The organism is Sphingobium wenxiniae, assembly GCF_007830065.1.
Lineage (GTDB): Bacteria > Pseudomonadota > Alphaproteobacteria > Sphingomonadales > Sphingomonadaceae > Sphingobium > Sphingobium wenxiniae.
Genome location: NZ_VLKK01000002.1, coordinates 99,472 through 118,328 on the forward strand (window position 1 = coordinate 99,472; position 18,857 = coordinate 118,328).

The following is an 18,857-nucleotide window of genomic DNA, read 5'->3' on the forward strand; positions in this document are numbered from 1 at the left end:
ATCATTCGCAACAAGATGCATGTCTGTTTATGTTAGCACATATGGCTACCTTTGCAGACCTTTCGTCGATCCATCCTCTATCTGATAAGAAGTGAGCCACGCCTTCCGTGCAAGAGCCGGCGGATGAATCGACGAGGCACGTCCCCCTCTCCTCGCCATTCCTTCTTTCCGCCTCAACCCATCCCTACAATCCATCACAGGCGCGCTCAGTGCCCGTTCTTCGCGCTGCGCCATTGCGCATCCTGGGGCGCCGCCATTACCCCTGAGGCACAATGTCGGGATAGCGGCGCGGAGAAGCGCGTGGACGCGAGACGCAAAGGAGAGTGGTGCATGAACCACAGGCTGGAAGGCAAGGTGGCAGTCGTCACCGCAGGGGCTAACGGCATTGGCGAAGGCAGCGCCTTCGCGCTGGCCGAACTGGGCGCCGACATCGTCATCGGCGATATCGATGCCGTTAATGGCGAGCGGGTCCGCGAGCGTATCCGCGCGCTCGGCCGGCGCGCCGAATATGTGCCCGCCGACATGATGAAGGTGGAGGATGCCCGCACCCTCGTTCGCGCGGCGGTCGAAAAGCTGGGCGGCATCGACATACTGGTCAACAATGCGGGCGGCGTGCGCCCCCGCCCGTTCAAGGATCAGAATGAAGGCAATTGGAAGCGGGTCATCGACCTCAATCTGATGAGCATGTTGGGCGCCACGCATGAGGCGGCCCAGGTCATGCGCGACCATGGCGCGATCGTGAACGTGGCCAGCACGGAAGCGCTGCGCGCCGCGCCCGGCTTCAGCATCTATTCCGCGTGCAAGGCCGCGATGGCGCAATTCACCAAGACGATGGCGCTGGAGCTGGCCCCGCGCGGCATCCGCGTGAACTGCATCGCGCCGGACCTGATCGACACGCCCGGCCTGGCCCCTCACATGGCGACCGATCCTGCGGGCATAGACCGGCGCAACCGGAACGTGCCGCTCGGCCGCATGGCCTCCATCGCGGAGGCGGGCAGCGTCGTGGCCTTCCTCGCTTCGCCCGCATCCTCCTGGGTGACGGGCGTCACCATCCCGGTTGACGGCGGGATAACGGCAGCAGCAGGCTGGCACCTCGACACCAGCCGTCAGTGGCAGATCGCATCATGACCTACGACGAAGAAAACATCGCCCGCGCGGCCATCCGCCACACCCAGTCCATCTACAACAGCGCCGGCGACCGGGGCAAGGTGGACGACATGATCACTGCCTTCGCCCCCGACGGCGTGCTCGATATCGAGAGCGAAGCCTTCACGGGGCCGGAGGCGATCAAGGCGTTCATCAACAATGTGGCGGCCGGGGCGACGACGGCGAAGCTTGCCGGCTCCCGCCATCACCTCACCACCTCCCGCATCGAGTTCGACGGTGACGACGCCGCGCAGGGCTGGACCTATTTCTTCGTCATGCGGCAGGGCGCGGTGATTCAGGAAGGCACCTATATCGACCGCTACCGCAGGATCGACGGCCGCTGGCTGATCGCCCATCGCCGGGTCAAGATGCTCTACGACATCGCGCGCTGACGGGCGCCAGGGAAGAACGGGGGTCCCGAAGACCCTATTTATTTCACTTAGTATCACACAAGTGCTTACCTAAGACTTGCCAAACGGTTCGAGCGGGAGAATATTGCGTTCGACAGGTGCCACGCACCGACAAGGCAAGGAGAGTAACATGCGGCGGGAGCCTCACCCGATCACCGGCGGAATCTACGAGGATCTGGGCAACGGTCTCGTCCGGGTCGAGAACCCGAAGACCGGAGGACACGGCATCTTCACCTGGGACGGCACCTGGGTGGAAGGTGACGTAACCTACGCTGATCCGCACATGCTCGTCTATATCGGGGGCCAGGATCTGCCCGCCGGCAAGGACCGCTATTGGGCAATGACGCCGCCCTACGAACCGGAAGGCGAGGCGCTGGCCGATGTCGCCGCAGCCGGCTCGATGCTCGCCGCGGGGCAGGAGATTCCGCGCATCATCGCAATGTACAAAGGCGATCCGGGCCTGGAAACCGAACATGGCCGACGCTCGGCGGGACATGTCGACATCGATTTCCTTCTGGACAACGACCGCAAGCCTGAACTCGTGCCGGAGGTTTATCGACTGGAATCGCCGATGTCCGGCGGCCCGCAGAAGGTCGGAACCGCCCGGTATTTCGAACAGAGCTACCACGATCGGGAGGTCGAGCGGATCTGGAAGCGCACCTGGCAAATGGCCTGCCGTGAAGACGATATCCCCAATGTCGGCGACTATATCGTCTATCGCATCGCTCATTTGTCCTACATCGTCGTCCGCACCGCGGAGGATAGCTTCCAGGCGCACCAGAATGTCTGCCTGCATCGCGGACGGCCGTTGCGGGACAATGATGGCAAGGCCGCAATCGAATTCCGCTGCCCCTATCATGGGTGGAGCTGGAAACTTGACGGTTCGCTGAAAGAAATCACGTGCGAATGGGATTTCCCGGGCGTGCGCAAGGACACGTCCCAGCTTCCCGGCGCCAAGGTCGGCACCTGGGCCGGCTTCATCTTCATCAACCCCGATCCGGAAGCCGAGCCGCTCGAGGACTTTCTCGGCCCGGTGATGATGGAGCACTATCGCAAGTTCAAGCTGCAGAACCGCTACAAGCAGGCGCATGTCCGGCGCGTGATCAAGGCCAACTGGAAGGTCACGATGGAGGCCTTCATGGAGGCCTATCATGTGATCGCCACCCATCCCCAGCTCATGCTTGCGGGCGGCGACAGCGCCAATACGCGCTATGACGTGTTCGGCAATTGGGGCCGCGCCGGACACCTTTCGAGCTCATCGATCAGCCCGCAGCGCGACATCTGGAGAACCAAGGAGGAGCAGCTTGCCGAACACCGCATGATCGCGGACATGAACGCCGAATTTCTGCGCGGCATCATCGGGGACGAGGTGGACCAATATTCCGATGCCGAACTGAATGACGGCACGTTCAACAACCTGTTTCCCAACTGCCATCCCTGGGGCGGCTGGGCCCGCATCGTTTTCCGCTTTCTCCCTAACGGCAGCAATCCGGACGAATGCCTGATGGACGTCATGCTCCTCGCGCCCTGGGCGGAAGGCCAGCCCAAGCCACCGGCGGCAAAGATGAAGCTCCTGGCCGCCGACGAAGCCTGGACCAACGCGCCGGAGCTCGGCTCCCTTGCCAAGATCATCGATCAGGACTGCATGAACCTGCCGTTCGTGCAGCAGGGGCTGAAGGCGAAGCAGCCGCCCTATGTCTGGAATTCGGCATATCAGGAAGGCAAGATCCGTCACTTCCACAGCATTTATGACCGCCATATGGGGATCGAGAGCGAAGAGGACGGCTGATCTCGTTAGGGCGCAGCCGTCCTGGTCATTGGCGCCGCAACGCGGCGGTGATCGGCATCTCAAGCAACATGCTGCGGATATTCTCCATGGCAGACGCTCAAAGGCTGGACCTTTCCCGCCTGGTGCGGCAACAGCCGGTCAGGTTGGAACGCAAGGTAAAGGATCATTTATGGACATCAAAGGTGGCTCGGCGCTGATCGTTGGCGGCGCCGGTGGTTTCGGAGCGGCGACGACCCGCCGACTGGCAGAGGCCGGCGCGCATGTCGTGATCGCCGACATGGCCGAGGAAAAGGGTGCAGCGCTGGCGCAGGAACTGGGCGGTTCGGCACAGTTCCTCAAGACCGACGTATTGAACGAGGATTCGGTTGCCGCGGCAATCGCGGCGGCGACGGCCAAGGGGCCGCTGCGCGCGGCGGTCGTGGTGCATGGCGGTCCGGCCGCCGGGGCGCGCCTCATCAACCGCGAGGGCAAGCGTTATCCGCTTGCGACGTTCCAGCGCACCGTCGACATCTTCCTGAACGGCACCTTCCATGTGATGTCACAGGCGGCAGAAGCCATGGCCGCCAATGAGCCGCTGGCCGACAACCAGCGCGGCGTCATCATCACAACCGCCTCGATCGCGGGCTTTGAGGGCCAGGTCGGCCAGACTGATTATTCCGCGGCGAAGGGCGGCGTGATCGGCCTGACACTCACTGCCGCGCGCGACCTCGCGCCGCTCGGCATCCGCGTCATTTGCATCGCGCCCGGCACATTCCTGACACCCGCCTATGGCATGCCGGCGGAAGAGGCGCAGAAAATCTGGGGCCCGAATGTTCCCAATCCGAAGCGCATGGGCGACCCCGACGAATATGCCCGGCTTGCCGCGCATATCGTGGACAACGACTTCCTGAACGGCGAGACGATCCGCATCGACGGGGCGCAGCGTTTCGGCTTGAAGTAAGGCGATCTGGCGAATGGGCAGGCGCCGGCGAACAGTCGGGGCAGCCGGGTCCATTCGCCGCTCACCGGGATCGACCCAGGCATGGCTCGCTGCCGTGCGATAAGCGGTTCGCGCCGGTTGCGGCGGGAACGCGCCTCGACCGAAATTCCCCGACGCTGGCGGCATTTTTGTAGAATGGCATGGATGCGCGACGAACGCGATGATATGCTGCCGATACCCATTTCCGTCTTCTCAAGCCTGATATTCCGTGGAGACGAATGAGAGGAATTCGCTATGCGTGTACGCATGCCCAGCTTCGATTTTTCCGACTCCATCGGTCGCTGGATGCCTCGTGCGCCGGAAATGGCGCAGTTGCTGAATGCCAATTCCATCGTGATACCGCATCTGGAACGCTTCCTTAACCGCGTGATGGCGCGCGCTCGGGCGGAGTTGAAGGGCGACGATCCGGAGAAGGCGCGCATTCGTGCCGACATTTCGACCTTCATCAAGCAGGAATCCTGCCATTATACGGTGCACGGCGCCTTCAACGAGATGATGCTGCGCAACGGATACGACCGGCTGCCCGAGTTGGAAAAGGACATCGTGGCCCATTACGACCGACTGCTGGCCACCAAATCGCTGCCTTTCCTGATCGCCTATTGCGAAGGATTCGAGTCGCTGACGCCGCCGGTCGCGTCCGGCTGGTTCGATGGATCGATGGACCCGATCATGAAAAATGCGGACCCCAATCCGGCCAATATGTGGCGCTGGCATATCATGGAGGAATTTGAGCACCGCACGGTCTGCCACGATGCGTTCGAGGCGATCCACGGGGGCTATTGGCTGCGGTTTTACGGCTTCTTCTACCAGTTCGTCTCCATGGAACGAATGGTGGGCCGCGTGTATCGCTATCTGCTCAGCGTCGATCGGCAGACGATGACATCGGAAGAGATCAAGCGCTCGAAGACGGGCGCGCGCCGGTCGGTGATCGGCTTCTTCACGCCGATAATCGGCGGCATGGCGAAGATATTGCACCCCCGCTATACGCCGCGCGCCATCCCGGAGCCCAAGGGTTGGGATGCGACGCGCAGCGATATCGAGGCGAACTGGATGAAGCCGCAACAGGCCCCCGCTCTCGCCGAAGGTTGAGCGCTTCGGGCCGGCCCGCATGGCGGCGAGCGCATGATGTTGCGTTATTGATGCTTTAGTGGATAAATAAGCGCGCGAGGGAAGATCCCCGCACCGACACAATCCCGAGGGCCAACGCGGCCGACCGGGAAGAGGAAAGGACAAGCCTTGGCGGAAGTCTGCGTGCTGGTGGGAGCAGGACCGTCCCTGGGCGCCGGCCTTGCCTGGAAATTCGCGCGGGAGGGTTGCCGCATGGCGCTGGTCTCGCGCGACCGCGATGCGCTCGCCGCACTGGAAGCCGAGCTGCGGGCCGCCGGCCTGGAGGCAACCGCCTTTCCGGCCGACGCCGCCGATCCTGAAAGCGTGGCCGCCTGCTTCGCCGCCATTCGCGGCCGCTTGGGCGATCCTGAAATCCTTCTTTATAATGCGGCGATCGTTGAACCCGCGACCCTGAGCGACGCCGATTTCGACTATGTCATGCGCTGTTTCGGCGCGAATGCGGGCGGCGCACTGTTGTGCGCGCAGCAGGTGATCCCGGCGATGCGCCGCAATCGGCGCGGGTCCATCCTCTTTTCGGGAGGCGTGCTGGCGTTTGAACCCATCCTCGGCTGGGGCGTCACCGCCATCGGCAAGGCCGCGCTGCGGAACATGGCGCTGGTGCTTGACCAGGAATTGCGCGGCGACGGCATCCATGTCGCCAGCGTGGCGATTCACGGCGGCATCCAGACCGATCCCTTCTACGCGCCGGATCGGATTGCGGATGCCTTTTGGACGCTGCATCGCCAGCAGCCGGCATCGGCATTTGAGCGCGAGATGCATTTCAAGCGGCCGGACTAAGCCGGTCTGCTTACAATCAGCGGCCCAAGGGACGCGGAGGAAAGACATGATGGACAGCCTGACCCTCGACCGCGGCGCGCTCCCTTTGGATGACGTCAGCATCCGTAAGTCCGCCGCTGCCGGCGCTGTGGTCACGCTGGAACCCCGCGCGCCCGAACTCGCGCGGGATCCCGCCGCCTTTCTCGGCTGGTTCGACGCCCATCGGCCTGCGCTCGAACAATTGATCGCCCGCGAAGGCCCCGTCCGCATGCATGGGTTTGCCGTGACCTGCACTCAGGATTTCAGCGCCCTCGCCTGCCTCTATGACGCGCCGCGCGAAGGCTATGTCGGCGGCGCGACCCCCCGCAGCCAGTTGGCCGAGCGCGTGTTCGAGGCGACGCGCTCGCCGCCCGAGCACCGGCTGATCGTCCATCAGGAGATGGCCTATCTGCCGCGCTGGCCTCGCAAGATCCTGTTCTATTGCGCCCGGCCCTCCCGCACCGGCGGCGAGACGATCACGGCGGACGTCCGCAGCTTCGACCGGCTGGTGCCCGCCCGCCTGCGCGACGCGGTGCGCGATCGGGGTGTGCGCTATATCCGTAACTTCCGGGGGCCGGGCGAAATTCCCGCCGTCCTCGCCTCCGCCCACCGCAGTTGGCAGGAAGCCTTCTACACGGACGATCCAGCCGAGGCGGAGGCCGCCTGCACGCGCATGGGCCTTTCCTGGAGATGGCTCGACGACGGCAGTCTCAGCGCCGAATATTCGGCGCCCGGCCTCGTCACCCATCCGCTGACGGGGGAGACGCTATGGTTCAACCATATCCACAGCCAGACCATGATGCCCGAAAGCGAGCCTGCGCGCTGGGAAGCCTATGACGCATGGTATGCCGATGGACGGCCCAAGGGATATGAAGTGCGATTTGGCGACGGCGGCGAAATACCGCTCGACGATGTGCGCCATATCTTCGGCCTGCTCGACAAGATGGCGGGCGGCTTTCGCTGGGCGGCGGGCGACCTGCTGCTCATCGACAACATCGTGACCTTCCATGGCCGCAATCCCTTTGAGGGCGAGCGCAATGTCCAGGTCGCCCTGCTCGAGGAAGGAGAACAATGATGGCAACCGCATCGCTGGCCCGGGGCCGCGAGATGACCGACGCCGAATGGCAGGTCCGTGTCGACCTGGCCGCCTGCTACCGGCTGGTCGCGCTCAACGGCTGGGACGATTTTATCGCGACCCACATCTCCGCGCGCGTGCCCGGCACGCATGACACGTTCCTCATCAACCGGCTCGGCCTGACCTTCGAGGAGATCACGGCGTCCAATCTCGTGCGCATCGATGCCGACGGGCGCGTGACCGATGGATCGGATGCACCGGTGAATCCGGCCGGCTTCACCATCCACAGCGCCGTGCATCAGGCGCGGGAGGACGCCGGCTGCGTCATTCACCTGCACACGCTGGACGGGATGGCGGTTTCCGCGCTGGAAGAAGGGCTGCTGCCGCTCAACCAGACCGCGATGCTGGCGGGAGCCGACATAAGCTTCCACGATTATGAAGGCGTAGCGCTCGACCTCGACGAGCGCGGGCGGCTACAGCGCGATCTCGGCAGCCATAACATGATGGTGCTGCGCAATCACGGCACGCTCGCGCTGGGGGCGAGCGTCGCCGAAGCCTTTATCCGGATATATACGCTGGAGCGCGCCTGCACCGCGCAGGTGCGGACGCTGGGCATGAACCGGCCGCTGCACGATGCCGATCCGGAGGTGATCGCGCGCACGGGCGAAATGGGACGCGATGCCGCGCGCTATGCCGCGATTGCCTGGCCCGCCGCCTTGCGCAGGGCGCAGCGGCTCAGCCCCGGTTTCGACACCTGAGCCTGCGACACGGGAAAGCTTCGCGAATGACGGCGGACCGCACATTCATGATCGCCAGTCAATTCGGCGACAGGGCCGACAATATCGTCGCGGCGATGCTGGGGGGAGCGGACGTCCGCAAAGTGCCGCCCGGCTATGATCATAGCGCCATAATGGAGGCGGATGTCTTTCTTCACTATCCCGACACGCGCTCGGGCGCGCGATGGCAGGATCGGCCGCCGCCCGGCTGGCCGGGCCGCCTGCGGCTGATCCAGCTCATTTCCACGGGGACGGACTTTTATCCGGACTGGCTGTTTGCCGGCCCGCCCGTCACCTCCGCCATCGGTCTCTCAGGGCCGCCGATCAGCGAATATTGCCTGGCGGCGATATTCGCGGCGACGCGGGACATGCCGGCCATGTGGATGAAAGGACCCGATCAATGGCATCGCCGCATGGCGCCCTCGATCAGAGGCAGTCGACTTGGCATATATGGCTTCGGCAGCATCGGCCGCACGCTGGCGGAGCAGGCACTGGCGCTCGGCATGCGCGTGACCGCCGTCCGGGGTTCGGACGCGCCCCTCGGCATGGATGGGGTGGAGCAGGCGGCCGACATGCCGGCCCTGATTGGAAACTGCGATCATCTGGTGCTGGCTGCTCCGGGCACGGACGCGACCCGGCATGTCATCGATGCGACTGCTTTGGCCGCCGCCAAGCCGGGGCTTCACCTTGTCAATGTCGCGCGTGGCAGCCTGGTCGACCATGCGGCGCTGATCCCCGCTTTGGACGCCGGCACGCTCTCCCGCGTCACGCTGGACGTGACCGAACCCGAGCCGCTGCCGGCAGGACATCCGCTATATAGCCATCCACGGGTTTTCCTCAGCCCGCACGTCGCCGCCGCCGGGCAGAGCTTTCTCGATACGGTCTATCAGCGCGCGGCGGACAATATTGCACGCCTATTGCGAGGCGACGGCCTGATTGGACTGGCGGAGCGGGAACCGGCCGTTCACGCAACTCCCCCGGAACGCGTCTGACCATGCCATGACGACCGCCGACCCCGGCGCTTGGCGTGAATCAATCCATGTCCGCATCGGCGGCTTGCGGACACTCCGCGTTTCCGCGTGAAAAAAGGCGCGCGAATATGGCTTCATGCCCATCGAGCAGGTCGTGCGCCAACTGACGCAGGTTCCCGCCGAGACGATGGGAATCACCGATCATGTGATCGTGAACGGCCGGCTGGCGGTGGAGAACGGCGTCGTGACCGATGCGCGGCCGGGAATCGTCTCCTATGCGCGAGTCTCCCGGATGATCTGTTCGTCGAACAGCAATTGCTGGGCGTGCTCCGCTAGGCCCAGTTCGGACAGGATCATCCGCGTGTGCTGGCCCAGCAGCGGAGGGGGCAGGTCGAGCGACAGGCGCAGATCGGGTCCGAAATTCCATGCGCCGCCGATGGTCTCGAACGCACCGTAGACGGGATGCTGCGCGCTGATCGAGAGCGAAAGCGCGCGATTGGCGGGGTCCGAAAGAAAGGCGTCGCGATTGTCCAGCGTGAGCCGGGTCGCGGGAATGCCGCCGGCCTTCAGCATCGCCAGCAGGGCATCGGCGGGTTGTCCGGCCATCCAGTCATCGACCGGCCGATCCCCCGCCAGACGCGCGAGCCTGTGCGGGGCTTCGGGATCGTCGGAACTCATCACGATCCATCCGTCCGACGTCCTTGCGATCCGCTTGGCCGGACCCTCGCCCATCTGCATCGAATCGAGCCGGGGCGCGGGCGCAAGGCGATCCTGCTCGTCCATATAGCTGTCCCATGCGGCCATGCTGGCGCCCAGCAGCGACGCCGCGACCCATTCCCCCTTGCCCGTAAGGTCGCGGCGCACCAGGGCCGCGAGCGTGACCAGCAGGGACGCCAACGCAGCCAGATGGTCGACCACGCCAAAGCGGTGCCACATCGGCGGATTGCCTTCGCCCCCGCCCTCCTGTTCCCATCCGGCCGATGCCTGGAACAACTGGTCATAGCCCGGCCAGTCCTTGCGCGGGCCTGCGGGGCCGTAGGAGCTGACATGGGAATAAATGGCGGAAGGATTGATCGCGCGCACCCGGTCCCACCCGAAACCGAGCTTGTCGGCGGCAGGCATCCGCTGATTGTGATGGACGATGTCTGCCCAGCCGACCAGCCTTTCCATCACTTCGCGCCCGCGCGGGTCCTTGAGCTGGACGCTGATCGAGCGCTTGCTGCGCTGGCATCCGTTGAACGCCCACTCCCCCGGCCGCATCGGATCGCCCGCCAGCGGTTCCAGCTTGATGACGTCGGCGCCAAGATCGCCCAGCAGCATCGGCACCAACGGGCCGGCGAGAAAGGCGCCGAGATCCAGAACCTTGACGCCTTCCAACGGCAGTTTCGGCGCGCCCTGAGCGACATCGGCCACAGGCGGCACAGCGCCGTCCGGGCCGATCGTATCCGTCAACAGGTGAAACGGCGCGCCCGCCACGCGTATCTTACCGACACCGGGCAGTTCCCGCTGGACGACATAGCCTGCCGCCAGCGCCTGCTCGTCCTTGAACAGCGCGCCCATCGGCTGCACCGGCTGCGCGGGTACGTCGGACGCCCAGAATTCGGTGAGCCATTCGCGGGACGGGCGCGTCATGAGGATGGCCTCGACCGCCCCGCGCTCGCCGTCCAGATAGGGGATGACGGCCCCCGCATATTTTTCATTGTGGCGATCCCGCACTTCACGGGGCATCTCCGCCAGGGCCTTGGCGATCGCGGGTGATTTTTCCGCCGCGCCCATGATGTGGATCCATTGCCCGTCAGCGCATTCGAACAGCGTTGCGCCGGAATCCTTGGGCATGCCGAACTGGACGGATGGCGTGGGGTTTTCCGCGCGGGTCCAGTGCATCATCATGGGCAGCAGCCCGGCTTGCACCAGGCTGGTGGACACCGGCCCGCCCTTGCCTGACCGGTTGCGCGCATAGAGGCGGGCGAGCGCGCCGCTTGCGGCCACATAGGCGGCCAGCGCGCTGCTGAAGGGGAAGCGAAGCCACAACGGCCCGTCGCGCGCGACCGGCTGCTGTTCGTCGAACAGGCCGGCGCTGCCGAGCGCAAGCGCATCATCGACAGGCATGTCCTGATGGGGATGTCCAGCCGGCCAGGCGCCGACCGCCACATGCACAAGCGCCGGATAGGCGGCGGACAGGCTGTCCGGATCAAGGCCCAGCGCCCGGGCTTCCGAAGGCAGGAAATCATGCATGACGATGTCGACGGCCGAAAGATGGCTCACAAGCTGCCGGGCGCGGTCCGCGGGGTCGTGCGCCGCCGCCAAGCGCTCCTTGTCGCGGTTCCACAAGACATCGTGCACGTCCGACAGGCACGATCCTTCAATATCGATCCGGGTTACGCGCGCGCCCAGCAACGCCAGAAAGTGCGTGCCCTGCGCCACCGCGCGCGTTCTGCCAAGGTCGAGAACATGATAGCCTGCAAGTGGTAGGTTGGACGCCAATTTTATCTCTCCCTGATTCGCTCGGTCGGAGCTGCTTGTTTTGCGAAGCGGTTTTGAGATGCCGGCGAATAGGAATGCTGCCGCACGCCTGGCTGGAAACGCAAATTGCCAGCGAGTCGGACTGCATTGATCCGCGATGCTTCTGGATACAGGATGGCAGCCTATCCATACTGTAAGCAAGCATCCTCGTTGGCCTGGCCCCGTTCAGAGCGGGACGCGCGAACGCGCCACGCCCGCGAGGGCGAAGTCAGCGGCGTCACGGGCGACCTCCGCGCGCGCGCGCTTCGGCTTCTTCCTGGGCGACGCCCAGATGACTATCCAGTTGACGACGCCCAGCACCCATTTGGCGCTGAGGCCGGCGTCGGTATCGGCGGGGAACACTCCCTCGCGCACGCCGCGTTCGATGACATCGATATAGATACGCTCGAAATCGGTCCGTAACCCGAGAAGACGGCGCGTGAGCTTGCCCATCGGATTTTCGTCAAGCCGCAGCATATAGCGCTCCAGCCCCTGGATCGCGACACGGTTTATCGGTGAACCTTCCAGATTTATCAGCGCCTGTTCGTGCACGATCGACCAGAGTTGCCTGTCCGGCGCCGTTTCCCGCGCCCGTGCCGCAAGGCAGCGGTCCGTCGCGAGGCGCAACGCCGTCACATGAATATCGAGATAAAGCTCGTATTTGCTTGAATAGTAATAATAGAGCTTCCCCTTGGTCGAGCCCATATGCTCGGCGATCTGGTTGATCGATGTCGCACCATAGCCCTTGTCCATGAAGACTTCGGCGGCCGCGCGCAGCACATCGTCGCGGCGCATGGAGGGTGTGTCCTGCGTCCCGGCCTTCACGGTGCGCGCTCCTTTCTCTGGTCCACCATCATCCTTTGGGCAGTTTGAGCAGATTGGCGATATTGCCTTTCTGAATCGCCGACGATCCGCCGAAGATCGGCAGCACCAGCGCGTCGCGCACCAGCCGTTCCATGGCAAAGCCCTGGGCATAGCCATAGGCCCCCAGGATGCGCTGGCATTTCAGCACGATCTCCACCACGCCGTCGGCCACGAACAGCTTGGTCATGGAGGTCTGTACGCTGCTCGCTTCGCCCCGGTCTATCAGATCGAGCGAGTGGTCGAGCATCAGCTTGCATGCCTGCAGACCGGTCTGCACTTCAGCCAGCATGTGCCGCACCGACTGATGGCCGCAAATGCGGGTGCCGAACTGGACGCGCTCCTGGCTATAAGCCCATGCTTCCTCGACCGCGGCCTCGCCTATCCCGATCGCCATAGCAACGGGCTGGAGCTTCTCGATCTCCAGTGTCGGCCCCGCCAGCTGCTCCCAGGCGCGGTTCCACATTGCGAAGCCGCCCATCACATTGTCGCGCGGCACACGCACATCGTCGAACCGCACGTCGTTGGTGGAGGGACCGCGCATCCCCATCGTCTCCACCTTCGTCATGGAAATGCCGGGACTGTCGGTCGGCACCAGCACGAAGGACAGGTTGCGGCGGCGGTTTTCGACGCCGCCGGAGCGCACGAGCGCATAGATATAGTCGGAATAGTCGGCGCCCGTGCACCAGCGCTTGGCGCCGTTGATGACGATCTCCTCGCCGTCCAGCTCCGCGCGCGTCTCCACGCTGGCGAGATCGGCGCCGACATTGGGTTCCGACAAGCCCAGCGCGAACAGCAGCTTGCCCTCCGCCACCAGCGGCAGCAAGGCGGCCTTCTGCGCCGCGCTGCCCAGATGCAGAATATTGGCGCCCGCATAGCTGACGCTTGCGATGTAGAGGCTGGCGAGCGCGGTGGAGCGGCGCGCAATCCGGCGGATCACCGCCAGCGTTTCGCGATCGCCAAGTCCCAGGCCGCCAAATTCGGCGGGGATCGCGATGCCGCACAATCCGACGCCCGCCATGCGTTCGACGAGCGCGCGCGGCAGGCTGTCCTCCCGGTCCCATCGCTCCACTTCGCCGACTGGCGCGATGTCGTCCAGCAGCCGATCCACGCTGTCCTGGATCATGGCGAATTCTTCGGCGCTGATGCCCATGACCGTATCGATCAGACCTGCTTGAACTCGGGCGAGCGCTTCTCGCGAAATGCCTTGATCGCCTCGTCATGATCATGCGTGCGGCCCGACACCGCCTCATAGGCCATGCCGATATCCATGATGCTGTGGGCCATGCGCTGGAGTTCGGAATTGACGGTGGATTTGGTCCAGCGGATCGCCTTGGTCGCGCCGCTCGCCAGCTCGCGGGCGATCTCCTCGACCGCGCCGTCCAGCTCGGCGGTCGGCACGGCCCTGGCGATCAGCCCGATCCCGGCCGCCTCGCGTCCTTTCAGCGGACGGCCGGTGAGGAGATGATATTTGGCGCGGGCATAGCCGATCATCTGCGGCCATAGCAGCGCCCCGCCATCGCCCGCCACCAGTCCGACGCGCACATGCGGGTCGACGATCGTCGCCTCCTCGTCCGCGATTACGATGTCGCAGGCCAGCGCCATGGTCGCCGCCAGGCCGATGGCGTCGCCATGGACGCGCGCGACGATGGGCTTGTCGCATTCGAGTATGCCATAGATGATCCGCTTGGCTTCCCGCACGGAACGGTGGAACAGGTTCGGGTCCTCGATCTGATCGCGCATATAGTCGAGGTCGCCGCCGACGCCGAAGAAGCGGCCGGCCGCCGACAGCACCACGACGTCGCTTTCGGGGTCTTCGCCGATTTCGTAGAAGAGGCGCGACAATTCCTTGTGCATGGCCGCGTCTACGCGGTTGTGCCGATCCGCATTGTCGATGGTGACGTAGAGGATGTTGGCATCCCTGCGGAAAGAGAAATAGTCATAGGTGGAGTTGAGCACGAGCGATCCTTTCGGCGTGGAATTTTAGTGTGATGGTCCGGCGGCGGCGCGCATCCGGCGCAGCGCCTTCTTGTCGATCTTGCCGCTGGGAAGCTTGGGAAGCGCGTCCGCGAACTCGACGCGGCGGGGGCGTTTGTAGCCGGCGATCAGCGTGCGGCAGTGGTCGATGACGGCGGCGGCGTCCAGGCTGCTTCCCGGCTCACGCACGATGATCGCGCATACCGCTTCGCCCCACTGCGCGTCGGCCACGCCGATGACCGCGGCCTCGCTGACCTCCGGGTGCGCGTAAAGGGCGTTCTCCACCTCGCGCGAATAGATATTTTCGCCGCCCGAGATGATGACGTCCTTCTTGCGGTCCACCAGGAAGAGAAAGCCCTCCTCGTCCAGCAGGCCGATATCGCCGGTGCGGACCCAGCCGTCCCGCATCGTGTCGCGCGTAGCGGCCGGATTGTTCCAGTAGCCGGTCATCGCCGCCGGGCTGCGCATCAGCACCTCGCCCGGCGCGCCCGCGCGCTCCGCGCCATCGATCCTGACCTCGACGCCGCGCGGGGGGACGCCAACCGATGTCAGGTGCCGCCGGTCCGCTTCCGCGCCGTCCAGCCGGTGGCAGCGCGCGGGCAGCACCGTGCCTGTGATCTCGGTCTGGCCATAGCTCTGGATGAACACCGGCCCCAGCTTTTCCAGCCCCCGGCGCAACACAGGCTCGGGCATGGGCGCGGCCGAATAGAAGATGACGCGCAGGCTGGAAAGATCGAAGGCGTCGAAATCGGGATGCTCCAGCAAAGTCTGGATCATCGTCGGGGCCATGTGCGCGACGGTAATCCGTTCGCGCGCGATCGTCTCCAGCACGGCCAGCGGATCGAAGCCGCGCTGGATGAACATCTCCCCGCCCGACCAGTGCAGGCCGAGCTGTACCGCCTTGCCGCCCATATGAAACAGCGGCATCGTCACCAGACCCCGGTCGCTGGCGGTCAGGCCCATCTTTGCGGTCATCAGCGCCCCCAGCGCGCGAAAGCCGCGATGGCTATGCATGCAGCCCTTGGGCGCCCCCGTCGTCCCGCTGGTATAGAGGATGCAGGCCAGCGCATCATCGCCGAAAGGCGGCCAGTCCACCGCTTCCGCCGCGCCCGCCACGAAATCCTCGAACGGGATTGCCCAATGCGGCGCCGATCCGATGGCGATGCAATGGGCTAGCGTGTCGATGGCGCCGCGCAAACCCGCGATCATTTCGGCATATTGATCCTCGAAGAACAAGAGGACCGGGCGGCAATCGCGCAGGATAACCGCATGTTCAGCGGGCGACAGGCGGAAATTGAGCGGAACGATGGCGATGCCCGAAATCTCCGCCGCCGCGTAGATCTCCAGCATCTCGACGCAGTTCATGGCCAGCATGGCGATCCGCTGCCCCCGGTCCACCCCCAGCGCGGCGAGTCCCGCGGCGATACGGTGCCCGCGCCGGTAGAGATCGGCATGGCTCAACGTCCGTTCGGGGGCCGATACGCCGAGCGACCGGCCGAAATGCCGCGCGTTCAGCCGCAGCGTTTCGCCCAAGCTGCCGGCGACCGCCGGGGGCAGTGCGCCATCCTCTCTCTTCTCCGGCATTGATGGCATCGACGCTCCTTGCGGCTTCGCGATCACTGGACTTCAACATACCGATTGGTATTTTTCTTGCCATAGCGAACTACTGCTCTATCTGGCAATGGCCGTTCGAACGCCAGACGGCACAAGTGAAGAGAGGACGGCGCTTCGGTGAACGACGAACCAACCGACCTGCTGGCGAAAGGCGATCCGCGGCTCCTGCTGCTGCCACTCGCGCGTGCGGCGGTCCCCGGCTGCACCGCCGTGCATAACGCGCGGCGGCTGACGGGCGGCGCCAATCAGGAGACATGGGCGCTGGACGCGGAGACGGAGGCGGGCGCCGTGCCGTTGATATTGCGGCGCGCGCGCGGCGGAACGCTGCAACGCTCGACCGGCATCGGCCTCGATGCGGAGGCGCTGGTGATTCGGACCGCATATGGCAATGGCGTGCCGGCCCCGGAAGTCCTTCACGTTCTTTCCGCCGGCGATGGACTGGGCAAGGGCTTCGTCATGCGCCGGATGGCGGGCGAGACGATCCCGCGCAAGATCCTGCAAGGGGACGCCTTCAGCGCGATCCGGCCGCGCCTGGCGGGCGACTGCGGAAAAGCGCTCGCGGCGATCCATGCGGTGCCGACGGACGGCCTCGACCGCCTTGAACGCTTTACCCCGCTGAGCCGGGTCGAATGGCTGCACGCTCATTATCGTGCGACGGAGCAGGTCAGCCCGGTCTTCGCCTATGCCTTCGCCTGGCTGCGCGCCCATGCGCCGGATGCGCCGGAAAAGCCCGCGCTGGTTCATGGCGATTTCCGCAACGGCAATCTGATGATCGCGCCGGACGGGATCAGCGCCGTGCTCGATTGGGAGAATGCGCATCTGGGCGACCCGGCGGAGGATCTCGGCTGGTTCTGCGTGCCCTCCTGGCGCTTCGGCAATCTCGACAAGCCCGCAGGCGGCTTCGGAACGCGGGAGGACCTGCTCGCGGGCTATGGCGCGGCAGGCGGCTGCATCCCCTCCCCCGACCGCCTGCGTTTCTGGGAAGCCTATGGCTCGCTTTACTGGGGCGTCGTGTGCGCGCGCAGCGTCGATGAGTTTCGCGGCGGCGCCGATCCGTCGGTCGAGCGCGCGATGATCGCGCGCCGCGCGTCGGAAACCGAACTCGACCTGCTGCGCCTCATCGCGCCGAGGAGATGACACCCATGCACGACAGGCCCGATCCATGCGAAATCCTCACGGCCGCAGCCGCTTTCCTGCGCCGCGAGCTGATCCCTGCCCTGCCGCCCGAACTGTCCTTCAAGACCCGCATTCTCGCCAATGCGCTCGACCTGGTGGCGCGGCAGACGGCTGCGGACGGCGCGGCGGCGGACGGCACCCATGCTCGGCTGGCCGGTCTGCTCGGCCGGGAGGGCAGCGAGGAGGAACTCGCCGCCGATCTGGCGCGCCGGATCGAAGAGGGTGCCATCGCGCTCACCGACCCGGCCCTCATCGATCATCTTTGGACGACAACGCTCGCGAAACTGGCCGTCGACCAGCCCAATTATGCCTCTTACCGCGCCGAAACCGGCGCTGCGGGACTTCAGGAGTAAGTCATGGATTTCAATCTGCCGCCGGACCTTCTGGCCTATCTCGACGATCTGGACCGTTTTATCGCGGCGGAGATCAAGCCGCTGGAGGAGGCCGACGACAATATCCGCTTCTTCGACCATCGCCGCGAATGGGCGCGCACCGATTTCGACCGGGGCGGCCTGCCGCGCCATGAGTGGGAGGAATTGCTGCGCGAGGCGAAGCGGCGCGCCGATGCCGCCGGGCACCTGCGCTTCACCTTGCCCCGGCAATATGGCGGCAAGGAAGGGTCGCAGCTCTGGATGGCGGTGATCCGCGACCGCTTCGCCGCCATGGGTCTTGGCCTTCACAACGATATCCAGAACGAACATTCGATCGTCGGCAACTTTCCCTATGTCGCGATGCTGATGCAATACGGTACGCCCGAACAGCAGGAGGATCTGATCCCCGGCATGATCGACGGCAGCCGCCGCATCTGCTTCGGCCTGAGCGAACCGGATCACGGTTCCGACGCCACCTTCATGGAGAGCACGGCAACGCGCGAGACCCGCGACGGCGTGCCCGGTTGGGTCATCAACGGCACGAAGATGTGGACGACCGGCATCCATGTCGGCAGCCACTGCGCGACCTTCGCGCGCACCGGCGGCACGGACGGCACGGCGAGGGGCATCACCTGCTTCCTGGTGCCCCTCCCCAATCCCGGCCTGGAGATCGGCGAATATCTCTGGACCTTCAACATGCCGACCGACCATCCCTATGTCTATTTCAAGGACTGCTGGGTGCCCGAGAGCGCCGTGCTGGGAGAGGTCGACAACGGCCTGATGGTCGCGCAATCCTTCGTCAATCAGAACCGGCTGCGGCAGGCGGCCGCCTCCCTGGGCGCGGCGTCCTATTGCATCGAGGAAAGCGTCAAGCACGCGCGGCGGCGCAAGCCCTTCGGCAAACCGCTGTCCGACAACCAGGCGATCCAGTTTCCGCTGGTCGAACTGGCGACGCAGGCGGAGATGCTGCGCCTCCTCATCTACAAGACCGGGGCGGAGATGGACAAGATGACCCTGGACGAGGTGGAACGGACCATCTCCGACAAGGTGTCGATGTGCAATTACTGGGGCAACCGCCTGTGCACGGAGGCCGCCGACCGGGCGATGCAGGTCCATGGCGCGATCGGCTATTCGCGGCACAAGCCGTTCGAGCATATCTTCCGCCATCACCGCCGTTATCGCATCACCGAAGGGTCGGAGGAAATCCAGATGCGCAAGATCGCGGCATTCATGTTCGGCTATCGGGGGCCGCGGAAAGCCATGTTCGTCTAGGACGGACCGTTGGGA

The 18,857-nt window shown here is 64.9% G+C and carries 17 protein-coding genes; 12 read left to right on the forward strand and 5 right to left on the reverse strand.

Features of this window, described 5'->3' with window-relative positions; translation table 11 throughout:
• The first annotated feature begins 330 nt into the window (after positions 1 to 330).
• From IQ35_RS02890 to IQ35_RS02930, 9 genes are all read left to right on the forward strand, one after another.
• Positions 331 to 1,128, forward strand: coding sequence for an SDR family NAD(P)-dependent oxidoreductase (locus IQ35_RS02890; RefSeq protein WP_021246025.1), 798 nt, complete (start codon positions 331 to 333; stop codon positions 1,126 to 1,128).
• On the forward strand, positions 1,125 to 1,538 hold the full coding sequence (locus tag IQ35_RS02895; RefSeq protein ID WP_021246024.1) for a nuclear transport factor 2 family protein: 414 nt from the start codon (positions 1,125 to 1,127) through the stop codon (positions 1,536 to 1,538). Before IQ35_RS02890 ends, IQ35_RS02895 begins: the two co-directional genes overlap by 4 nt.
• A 148-nt stretch (positions 1,539 to 1,686) precedes the next feature.
• Positions 1,687 to 3,345 (forward strand): aromatic ring-hydroxylating oxygenase subunit alpha, encoded by a 1,659-nt coding sequence (locus IQ35_RS02900; RefSeq protein ID WP_021246023.1) that lies wholly within the window; start codon positions 1,687 to 1,689, stop codon positions 3,343 to 3,345.
• Between the two features lie 169 nt (positions 3,346 to 3,514).
• Positions 3,515 to 4,285: an SDR family NAD(P)-dependent oxidoreductase gene (locus tag IQ35_RS02905; protein ID WP_021246022.1), complete on the forward strand. Its 771-nt coding sequence runs from the start codon at positions 3,515 to 3,517 to the stop codon at positions 4,283 to 4,285.
• A gap of 273 nt (positions 4,286 to 4,558) precedes the next feature.
• Positions 4,559 to 5,413: a metal-dependent hydrolase gene (locus IQ35_RS02910; protein ID WP_081659773.1), complete on the forward strand. Its 855-nt coding sequence runs from the start codon at positions 4,559 to 4,561 to the stop codon at positions 5,411 to 5,413.
• Positions 5,414 to 5,560: 147 nt separating this feature from the next.
• Positions 5,561 to 6,229, forward strand: a complete 669-nt coding sequence (locus IQ35_RS02915) for an SDR family NAD(P)-dependent oxidoreductase (protein WP_158636572.1) — start codon at positions 5,561 to 5,563, stop codon at positions 6,227 to 6,229.
• A gap of 46 nt (positions 6,230 to 6,275) precedes the next feature.
• Positions 6,276 to 7,322 carry a TauD/TfdA family dioxygenase gene (locus IQ35_RS02920; RefSeq protein ID WP_158636573.1) on the forward strand — a complete coding sequence of 349 codons (1,047 nt, stop codon included), beginning with the start codon at positions 6,276 to 6,278 and terminating at the stop codon, positions 7,320 to 7,322.
• On the forward strand, positions 7,322 to 8,080 hold the full coding sequence (locus IQ35_RS02925) for a class II aldolase/adducin family protein (protein ID WP_021246018.1): 759 nt from the start codon (positions 7,322 to 7,324) through the stop codon (positions 8,078 to 8,080). The genes IQ35_RS02920 and IQ35_RS02925 overlap by 1 nt, the downstream gene beginning before the upstream one ends.
• 26 nt (positions 8,081 to 8,106) lie before the next feature.
• Complete coding sequence (locus IQ35_RS02930; RefSeq protein WP_145071926.1) at positions 8,107 to 9,090, forward strand: NAD(P)-dependent oxidoreductase; 984 nt, start codon at positions 8,107 to 8,109, stop codon at positions 9,088 to 9,090.
• Between the two features lie 252 nt (positions 9,091 to 9,342).
• Here the strand turns inward: IQ35_RS02930 and IQ35_RS02935 are convergent, their stop codons facing one another.
• The 5 genes from IQ35_RS02935 to IQ35_RS02955 all read right to left on the reverse strand — a co-directional run bounded on the left by IQ35_RS02935 (position 9,343) and on the right by IQ35_RS02955 (position 16,002).
• Positions 9,343 to 11,553: a CoA transferase gene (locus IQ35_RS02935; protein WP_158636574.1), complete on the reverse strand. Its 2,211-nt coding sequence runs from the start codon at positions 11,551 to 11,553 to the stop codon at positions 9,343 to 9,345.
• Between the two features lie 204 nt (positions 11,554 to 11,757).
• Positions 11,758 to 12,396, reverse strand: a complete 639-nt coding sequence (locus tag IQ35_RS02940; protein WP_021246014.1) for a TetR family transcriptional regulator — start codon at positions 12,394 to 12,396, stop codon at positions 11,758 to 11,760.
• Positions 12,397 to 12,424: 28 nt separating this feature from the next.
• Positions 12,425 to 13,585 carry an acyl-CoA dehydrogenase family protein gene (locus IQ35_RS02945; protein WP_021246013.1) on the reverse strand — a complete coding sequence of 387 codons (1,161 nt, stop codon included), beginning with the start codon at positions 13,583 to 13,585 and terminating at the stop codon, positions 12,425 to 12,427.
• 11 nt (positions 13,586 to 13,596) lie between these two features.
• A complete protein-coding gene (locus IQ35_RS02950) occupies positions 13,597 to 14,391 on the reverse strand; it encodes an enoyl-CoA hydratase-related protein (protein WP_021246012.1) in 795 nt (264 codons plus the stop codon).
• 24 nt (positions 14,392 to 14,415) lie between these two features.
• Entirely contained in the window at positions 14,416 to 16,002 is a 1,587-nt protein-coding gene (locus tag IQ35_RS02955) for a long-chain-fatty-acid--CoA ligase (RefSeq protein WP_145071929.1), read from the reverse strand.
• A gap of 138 nt (positions 16,003 to 16,140) precedes the next feature.
• Here IQ35_RS02955 and IQ35_RS02960 point away from each other — a divergent pair, with 138 nt between their 5' ends.
• The 3 genes from IQ35_RS02960 to IQ35_RS02970 are packed head-to-tail and all read left to right on the forward strand — an operon-like array spanning position 16,141 to position 18,842.
• A complete protein-coding gene (locus IQ35_RS02960; RefSeq protein WP_199739901.1) occupies positions 16,141 to 17,160 on the forward strand; it encodes a phosphotransferase family protein in 1,020 nt (339 codons plus the stop codon).
• A 5-nt stretch (positions 17,161 to 17,165) separates the two neighbouring features.
• On the forward strand, positions 17,166 to 17,552 hold the full coding sequence (locus IQ35_RS02965; protein WP_021246009.1) for a DUF6285 domain-containing protein: 387 nt from the start codon (positions 17,166 to 17,168) through the stop codon (positions 17,550 to 17,552).
• A 3-nt stretch (positions 17,553 to 17,555) separates the two neighbouring features.
• Positions 17,556 to 18,842, forward strand: a complete 1,287-nt coding sequence (locus IQ35_RS02970; RefSeq protein WP_021246008.1) for an acyl-CoA dehydrogenase family protein — start codon at positions 17,556 to 17,558, stop codon at positions 18,840 to 18,842.
• Positions 18,843 to 18,857 lie beyond the last annotated feature (15 nt).

Bases quoted from the DNA above. Each gene is read 5' to 3' on its own strand.
- IQ35_RS02900 (WP_021246023.1), top strand. From the start codon at position 1,687: ATGCGGCGGGAGCCTCACCCGATCACCGGCGGAATCTACGAGGATCTG.
- IQ35_RS02905 (WP_021246022.1), top strand. From the start codon at position 3,515: ATGGACATCAAAGGTGGCTCGGCGCTGATCGTTGGCGGCGCCGGTGGT.
- IQ35_RS02970 (WP_021246008.1), top strand. From the start codon at position 17,556: ATGGATTTCAATCTGCCGCCGGACCTTCTGGCCTATCTCGACGATCTG.
- IQ35_RS02910 (WP_081659773.1), top strand. From the start codon at position 4,559: ATGCGTGTACGCATGCCCAGCTTCGATTTTTCCGACTCCATCGGTCGC.
- IQ35_RS02945 (WP_021246013.1), bottom strand. From the start codon at position 13,585: ATGGGCATCAGCGCCGAAGAATTCGCCATGATCCAGGACAGCGTGGAT.
- IQ35_RS02890 (WP_021246025.1), top strand. From the start codon at position 331: ATGAACCACAGGCTGGAAGGCAAGGTGGCAGTCGTCACCGCAGGGGCT.
- IQ35_RS02920 (WP_158636573.1), top strand. From the start codon at position 6,276: ATGATGGACAGCCTGACCCTCGACCGCGGCGCGCTCCCTTTGGATGAC.
- IQ35_RS02895 (WP_021246024.1), top strand. From the start codon at position 1,125: ATGACCTACGACGAAGAAAACATCGCCCGCGCGGCCATCCGCCACACC.
- IQ35_RS02925 (WP_021246018.1), top strand. From the start codon at position 7,322: ATGGCAACCGCATCGCTGGCCCGGGGCCGCGAGATGACCGACGCCGAA.
- IQ35_RS02965 (WP_021246009.1), top strand. From the start codon at position 17,166: ATGCACGACAGGCCCGATCCATGCGAAATCCTCACGGCCGCAGCCGCT.
- IQ35_RS02930 (WP_145071926.1), top strand. From the start codon at position 8,107: ATGACGGCGGACCGCACATTCATGATCGCCAGTCAATTCGGCGACAGG.
- IQ35_RS02955 (WP_145071929.1), bottom strand. From the start codon at position 16,002: ATGCCATCAATGCCGGAGAAGAGAGAGGATGGCGCACTGCCCCCGGCG.